Raw genomic sequence first — 7,839 nt, forward strand, 5'->3', positions numbered from 1 at the left:
ACAATCACAACCCCTTACTCAAAAAACAAATATTCCAGGTTGGTCATTAAAAACGAGGAGCAATCTGAATTAGTTGAGCTTTTTAACCTTGAAATTTAGCTTGGGTGTCCCAGTGACGAAAACAGGACAAGGGAAGGTTTTGTTCTGCTGCACAAACCCGCAATTTTTTTTAAAAAAAATTAAAAGCGGGGTGCTCCTCAATCGGAACGCCCCGCTTTTATTAACCAAATATTTCATTTACAGTATCAATCCGCAGTAGAATAAATTTAAATATATTCATCAGCCAATATCCGTTCAGGAACAGGTTTCAATTTACCCATCCATACTTTTTTGCCCTGCAACCTGCGAACCAGGAACATTATTCCAACAAAGATGAAAAACAGAGGGCCTAAAAATCCAAGCAAGGCAATGAAACGTGTGCCATAAAACCTCTCCATGGGTCTCTTTAGCCTTTCTGCAATCAGGTACATACTCGGAACCATCATCAGGGTAAGGAAGAACGAGAAGATCAATCCAAATATGATCGTCCAGCTTAAAGGACCCCAAAACACTACACTATCACCACCAAAGAAAATATTTGGACTCAAATGCTGAAACATACCGGCAAAGTCAATATTAAAGCCAACGGCAAGGGGTAACAGCCCAAGTATGGTTGCGACCGCTGTCAGCAACACCGGGATGATCCTGATCTTACCTGCCTGTATGGCCGCTTCTCTTGTCCGCATGCCACGGCCACGCAGTTCATCGGTAAACTCGATCAGCAGAATACCATTCTTAATAACAATACCCGCCAAACCTACTACACCCACCAGCACCATGATGGTAGCAATGGTCATACCGGTAACAGCATAGCCAATCAGGACACCGATCACTGAGAAGAAGATTTCGGTAACGACGATAAAGGGTTTACTCATCGAGTTGAACTGCAATACAAGGATCAAAAAGATCAGCCCCACGGCGATCATGAAAGCTGTTCCCAGGAAGGCATTGGTTTCTGCTTCCTGCTCACTTTGACCGCTTTGACGAATAGTAACATCAGCCGGTATTTTGACCTTACTCTTAAAGTCCTCAATCTTCGCTTTTAACTCTGCATTGATCGGTGCTACCATAGTTGGATCCAGCACATTGCTTTGTAACTGGATAGTACGTTTCACATTTTTTCTTTTTACACCACCGGTGGTGTTGGTATAATCAACACTGGCCACGGCACTGAGCGGCAATGCTTTTACCTGCATGGTGTTCATGTCAAAGAATGTGATCCGCATGTTCATCAGGTCAGTCACATTATTGCGCAATAGTTCTTTATAACGAACCTGGATCTTATACTCATCCTCGCCGTCTTTTATTTTACTCACTTCTCTTCCAAAAATAGCGGCCCTTATCTCCATCCCCAGCTGGCCCGTGTACACACCTTCCATCATGGCTTTCTCCCGATCCACGTTGATTGTGATCTCAGGGTTATTCAAATCAACATCGGGTTGAAGATTTTCGACACCTTCCACCCGGTTTGTGTCCAAATAATTATACAACTGTGTAGCTACTGATGCGATGTTTTCAAAATTATCACCGACTACTTCAATATTTACAGGAGGATCCGTGGGTGGTCCCCCATCTTCCTGCGCTACTTCGATACTGGCACCTGGTATACCTTTCATTGCTTCCCGGATGGAGTCTTTAAATGGCATCGTGCTTTTGCCATGTCTTTTTTCAAACTCAACAAACGATACCTGGATACGACCGAGATTCGACTGCACACTTCGATTATTATCCCTGGGATTATTGGCACTTACCGCCACATTGGAAATAACGCTTTCCACAATGCTGCCTTCAGCACCGGGCTTTTCTTTTTCCAACACTTTCAACACTCTTTTCTCCAGTATTCTTGTGACACTATCCGTATGCTTTACATCCGTACCAACCGGAAGTTTTAGGTATACATATACAAAATTTGGATCACCACTTGGGAAAAAGGTTTGCTTATTTCCCCTTGCCATCAACATGGATAAAGCGACGATGAACACAGCAAACAGGGAGACAAAGGCCCACACCGGACGTTTGCCCTGCAACACCCAGCGCAATAATTTTTCATAACGGTTCATCAGGCCAGGTAATGCTTTTTGCTGAAAGGCGTGAATCCAGTCATTCAACAAATAGGAGTTGAATACCATCAGGATGGCCATCAGCAGCAAAAAGTTCGCAGTGCCATGGAAACCGGGCAAATGCAAAAGAACTCCTGCAATTGAGAAGGTGAGGAACCATTTATTTCTAAAAACCGCCTTCTTCGGCTTTTCATATTCTTTTCCTTCCGGCTGCATAAAGCTTACCGCAAAAACCGGGTTGAAAATAAATGCCACGATCAATGAAGCTGCCAGGGTTAGAATAAGCATTGTTGGCAGGTAGATCATAAATTTCCCGATCAATCCTTTCCAGAATAACAACGGAAAGAATGGCGCCAGCGTAGTAGCTGTACCGGCTAACACCGGAATGAATACTTCACCTGCCGCTTCTTTGGCACTTCGCACTACCGGTACTTTACCATTGTTGTAAATCCGGTGCGTATTTTCAATCACCACGATGGCATCATCCACAATAATACCCAAACCAAACAGCAAGGCAAATAACACAATGAAGTTGAGTGTAACACTGGTACCAATAATTCCGTCGGCGATTGGTAAAAACAGGAAAGCTACAAACACACTTAACGGAACACTTAATGCCACGAAGAAGGCATTGGTAACACCCATAAAGAACATCAGGATGATCAACACCAGGATAAAGCCGATGATAATCGTATTGATCAGTTCATTAAAAGAAGTTTTTGTTTGCTTGCTTTGGTCACCCGTGATCACTACTTTCAAATCCCTGGGCAGGTCTTCTTTTTCCTGCATATCCGCCACTGCTGCTTTAATCTTATCGGCTGCGTTGATCAGGTTTTCCCCCGCTCTTTTTACGATGTTAAGTGTAACCACATTCTTGCCATCCAACCGGGCATAGCTGTCTTTCTCTTTTATCGTGTCCTTTATTTCAGCAAAATCTCTCAGGTACACTGAAGCTCCCTGTGCACTGCTTCTTACCACTATATTTTTCAGGTCTTCAGCACTGTTGAACTGACCCTTTACTTTCAATGTACGCCGCATCGTACCGGTCTCAATCAATCCCCCGGTGATGTCCATATTCTCCCGGGCAATAGCATTTTCAATATCGGTAAAACTGATTCTTGATACAGCCATTTTGCCCGGATCAACATTTACCTGTATCTCCCGTTCCGGTGCACCTACTATTTCAGCTCTTGTTATCTCACTTAATTCTTCAAAACGATCCTGCATTTTATCAGCATACTCTTTCAGTTTGATCCCATCATAGTCTCCACTCACGTTCACAAACATGATCGGTATTTCACTAAAAGCGAACTCCTGCACATCTGGTTCCTGTGTGAGATCAGTTGGCAAGTCAGCTCTTGCTTTATCGATTGCATCTTTTACTTTTTGCTTTGCCAGGTCTGTTTTTACATCCGTATCAAACTCCACCACTATCAAACTATAATCTGCCTGCGAAGTGCTTTGAATTTTATTAACCTTGGCTCCACTAATTCCTTTCAATTCTTTTTCAATAGGCCGTGTAACAAGGTTCTCGATATCTTTTGGAGAATTACCTACATACACCGTTGCGACAGAAATCGTGGGCACAACAATATCCGGGAACTGCTCCTTCGGCATACTGTTGAATTTAATCAGGCCATAAATGGAAATAATAATGGCAATAACATAGATCGCAGTCTTGTTATCAACAGCCCAGCTTGTTGGTCCAAACTGTTTAAACTTTTTTGTAACTCCTTCTACAATTTTCATTTGAAGTATTTTTTTATCGTCAATTGATTTTGGCGCCAGCGACATATCCCTGATCAACTTTCGTTGCGCTCCTTTCGTTGTTCTGTTCGCTAATCGTCAACCCACCCCAGTCGTTTAAAGGATTAAATTCACCCCTCCAAGGAGGGGAAGCCCTCTTAGTGTAGCATTTGCAAATCCAAACTTCATCACTATCACATCAGCCCCAATCTCCTTCTCTTTCCCCTTAGGGAAAGAGCGGTGCCGCATTGCAAATCCAAGCTGTATAACTTCCACTTCATCTTTATTTCTCTAGTCAACATTTTCGAAGTCCCCGATTGTTAGCGGAGTTTTCAAAAAGCGAGGGCTGTGTGTTGGTGGCTTCCCCTATCGGGGGAAGTCGGAAGGGGGCCGCGAGGGCTGTGCTTCAGAAAGCCCCCTTTAGGGGGTTTGGGGGTTTGTTGCTACCACCTGCCCATCATATACTGTCTGATAACCCTCTGTTATAATGATATCTCCACCTGCTAACCCGCTTTTTATTTCCATTAAACCATTATATGCTTCACCCGCTACCACAACCTTCTTTCTTGCCACTATCTTATTACCTGACTTCTCAGCTACATATACATACTTCCCTTTTTCATCTGTTTGCACCACGTTCACCGGTACTGTTACGGCTGCTTTAGCTTCGTAGTCGCGGATCTTCATAGTGGCAAGCTGATTAGGTTTCAGGATGGGGTCAGATGGTAATTTTGCTTCTACCGTAAACGACCGGGTGGTAGGATTAACAGCCGCACCTACCACATTGATTGTTGACTTGTAAGCCGGCTTTCCAGATTCAGGCACCACTACTTCTACCACATCACCCTTCTTGATTCTTGATGCATAATTTTCAGGTACATCCGTTACCATTTTAATACTACTGTTGTTGACGATTTTTATTTGACCAACTCTTGGATCAGCTGCCGTTTGCGGTGAAAAGAACTCACCCACTTTTACATTTATCTCATCTACTATTCCGCTGATCTGTGCGGTAACATTTGTTTGACTCAACTGTTCCTGTGCTGAACGCACCTGCGCCTCAGCTGCTTTCAACTGGCTTTGCAATGCATCTACTTCAGCTTTGGCATTGATCACATTCAACTCGGTGCCGATATTTTGTTTCCACAGATTTTGATAGCGATCATAAATTGTTTGCGCCTGCGATAGCCTTGCCTTCAATACATCTGCCTGCTGCTGAGCGGCCACAACTCCCTGCCGGGCCAATACATCATCCAATTTTAAAAGAGTTTGTCCTTTACTTACCCTGCTACCTGCTTTTACATATACAGCTTTAATAACACCGCCCATTCCCGCTGGTGATACATATGCTACATTGTCCGCATCGATCTTACCCTGTAGTTCGATGAAGTGAGTAAAATCCTGGATCCGTATGGTATCAACAGATACCAGTTTTTGCACCTGTACCGATGATGGATCTGCTTTAGCGAGTTGTTCTTCGACCTGGTGTATCTGCAGGTCCAGCCCGCTTTTTTCTTTTTTTAATTTTTCCAGCTTTGCTTTCAAATCGGCGATTTCGGCCTTTTCATCTTTGGTGCTGCTGCCGCAGGCGGTGAGGAGCAGCATGACCGTAGCGGCCACGGTTATGTTTAATATCTTTTGCATGCTATTTATTTTATAGGTCATTGTTTTGGTTTTTTAAAGTTTACCCGTTGCTTTCAGAAAATCAGTTTTTGCAATGATGGCGTCATACAGGGCGTTGATATAATTTGTTTGTGCTGCTTTCAGATCTGTTTGAGCATTGGTAATTTCAATTTGCGATCCTGTTCCCGCTTCATACTTTTTTTGCGTTTGCTCATACACTCTTTCTGCCAATGCCATATTATCTTTTTGAAAGTCCAGCGTAGAAATAGCCGAACGAAAATTATTTTTTGCACTGGCCACTTCACTGTCAATAGAAAGTTTTAAAGCGTCGATCTGGTTCTCTGTTTTTTGCAATTCAATTTGCGCCTGCTGGATCTTTGACCGGGTAGCAAATCCATTGAAGATCGGGATAGATAAATTCAGACTCACCGATGAGATACTATACCATGGCCCTTTGTTCGTAAAATTGAACTTATCCCGTTGAGCATTTTTTGCATAGTTTCCATTCAGCGACAGAGTTGGTATCTGGCTTAGTTTGTATCTTTTTATATTATACTCATTCAGTTTTTTTCCAAGTTCTGCAAACTGGTATTCTTTCCGGTCTTCGTATTTATACCCACTTACTTCCAGTAAGCCATCCCTGATCTGGTCGTAGCTAAGCGTATCTGTTAAAATCAATTCATCCATAACGGGCATGCCCAGCAATACTTTCAATCCGTAATAGCCATTAGAAACCGTATTCAGCACCTTCACTTTCTCAGATTCCAAATTGGTTAGCTGCACAGTTATTTTATCTATATCTAATTTTTCAGCAAACCCATTCTCATACATGACTTTTGTATTATGCTGCAGTTTTTTTAGACGCTCTATATTAGCATCCAGTAATTCTATCTGGGTTTTACTCACTACCAACTGGTAATACACTTTGTGTATATTGGTTTTTATCATTTCTTCTGTTACCTCCAAATTTTTTCTCTTCCAATCCAGCGTGGTAGAACGGGCCTGTAAACCAACAAACACCTGGCCATCAAAAAGTATCTGGCTCAGGCTGATACCAGCCGTTGCACTATATTTTGTTCCAAACTGTGCTGCAATAAACCCAAAGTCAGACGGCATCTGTATAGGACCATTGTTCCCCTTCACTCCTTCATCTATTAAAACCTGGTAAGTAGCTGGTGAAATAAAATTGGGTATTACCTGTGTAGCTACATTTGGATTGTAGCTTGTATTAACGTTTGCATTGATATGCGGATAGGCATTGGCTGTCACTTCCCTGTTTACCTGCTGTTGAAGCTTTACATCAAGCAAAGCATTCTTTACCTGTACATTATTTTTATTAGCATAATCAACAGCCTGATGCAAGGAAAACTCATATCGTCTTGTCGTTAAGCTGTCGATATTTGCAGGGAACGATGTTTGTGCCATCACAACAGCCGGAAAAAAAGCCATTGCTATCAGCCAAACCGATCGATTACTTTTTGCGCTCTTCATGGTTAAGATTTTTTTGTCGTTGTTGCTGGTATTTCTGAATCAGTTTATGTCCTTTGATAGTGGCCAGACCGTATATAAAATGCTGAATGATTTCTTCGGAAGTTGAAGCGAGCCTGTATTTGCCGGGAGGAAAGACGCTGACATTAAAAGGTATCATCAGCGACTCTAGCCTGAATTTACATATCACATCTTTATTTATTTCAGGGCGATACAATTCCTCATCTACTCCCCATTCCAGGTTTTTACGAATCATTTCCGCCAAAAACTTGTCCTTATACTCCTTAAACCGCTGGTAAGCCCGGTGATGAAATTTTTCCAAATCATATAAAACCATCGGGTTCATATTACTCAACTCGTCGGCGATATGCTCCATTGTCAGGAAAATTTCATGAACGGCATCCTTTGCATTTATACGGCACTTAACACATTCATTTTCTATCTCATTGATATGGCTATGTATTACTGCATCTACCAACTCGTCTTTGTCGGCAAAATATTGGTACAATGTTTTCTTGGACATACCCAGGTGATTGGCTATATCATCCATTGATACCGACCGGATCCCAAACTGCAGGAAGAGTTCCTGCGCCTTTGCCTGTATTCGTTCTTTAGGCTCCATTAACTCAGAATTGAGGACCAAAACTATGGAAACTTTTTTCGTTGCCAAAGTTTCCGATTCGTTTTTTTGCTGCTTATAACAATTATTTCACCTTTCAAACAGGCGTTCGCTTTCATCTGTTTATTTTTTATTGTTTAATTAATTCAAGTTGCTAGTTAATTGGTAAGCTTATTCAGTGTAAAAGCCAGAATAAACATTACCAGTTTGAGCAGGAATCCTTTAAAGGTCACTGCGTGTATTTTTCTAAGGAATAGCGCCTTT

At 42.2% G+C, this 7,839-nt stretch carries 4 protein-coding genes and 1 pseudogene; all 5 read right to left on the reverse strand.

The features are described 5' to 3' along the window. Positions 1 to 266 precede the first annotated feature (266 nt). Positions 267 to 3,848: an efflux RND transporter permease subunit gene (locus P2W73_RS26140; RefSeq protein ID WP_276505057.1), complete on the reverse strand. Its 3,582-nt coding sequence runs from the start codon at positions 3,846 to 3,848 to the stop codon at positions 267 to 269. Positions 3,849 to 4,265: 417 nt separating this feature from the next. After that, a complete protein-coding gene (locus tag P2W73_RS26145) occupies positions 4,266 to 5,489 on the reverse strand; it encodes an efflux RND transporter periplasmic adaptor subunit (protein ID WP_276505058.1) in 1,224 nt (407 codons plus the stop codon). A 33-nt stretch (positions 5,490 to 5,522) separates the two neighbouring features. Next, positions 5,523 to 6,959 (reverse strand): TolC family protein, encoded by a 1,437-nt coding sequence (locus tag P2W73_RS26150; protein ID WP_276505059.1) that lies wholly within the window; start codon positions 6,957 to 6,959, stop codon positions 5,523 to 5,525. Next, positions 6,940 to 7,578: a TetR/AcrR family transcriptional regulator gene (locus tag P2W73_RS26155; RefSeq protein WP_276505060.1), complete on the reverse strand. Its 639-nt coding sequence runs from the start codon at positions 7,576 to 7,578 to the stop codon at positions 6,940 to 6,942. Before P2W73_RS26155 ends, P2W73_RS26150 begins: the two co-directional genes overlap by 20 nt. 155 nt (positions 7,579 to 7,733) lie before the next feature. Continuing rightward, positions 7,734 to 7,839 (reverse strand): annotated as a pseudogene (locus P2W73_RS26160) (IS982 family transposase); the annotation flags it as partial.

This window comes from Terrimonas pollutisoli (assembly GCF_029360765.1).
GTDB lineage: Bacteria > Bacteroidota > Bacteroidia > Chitinophagales > Chitinophagaceae > Terrimonas_B > Terrimonas_B pollutisoli.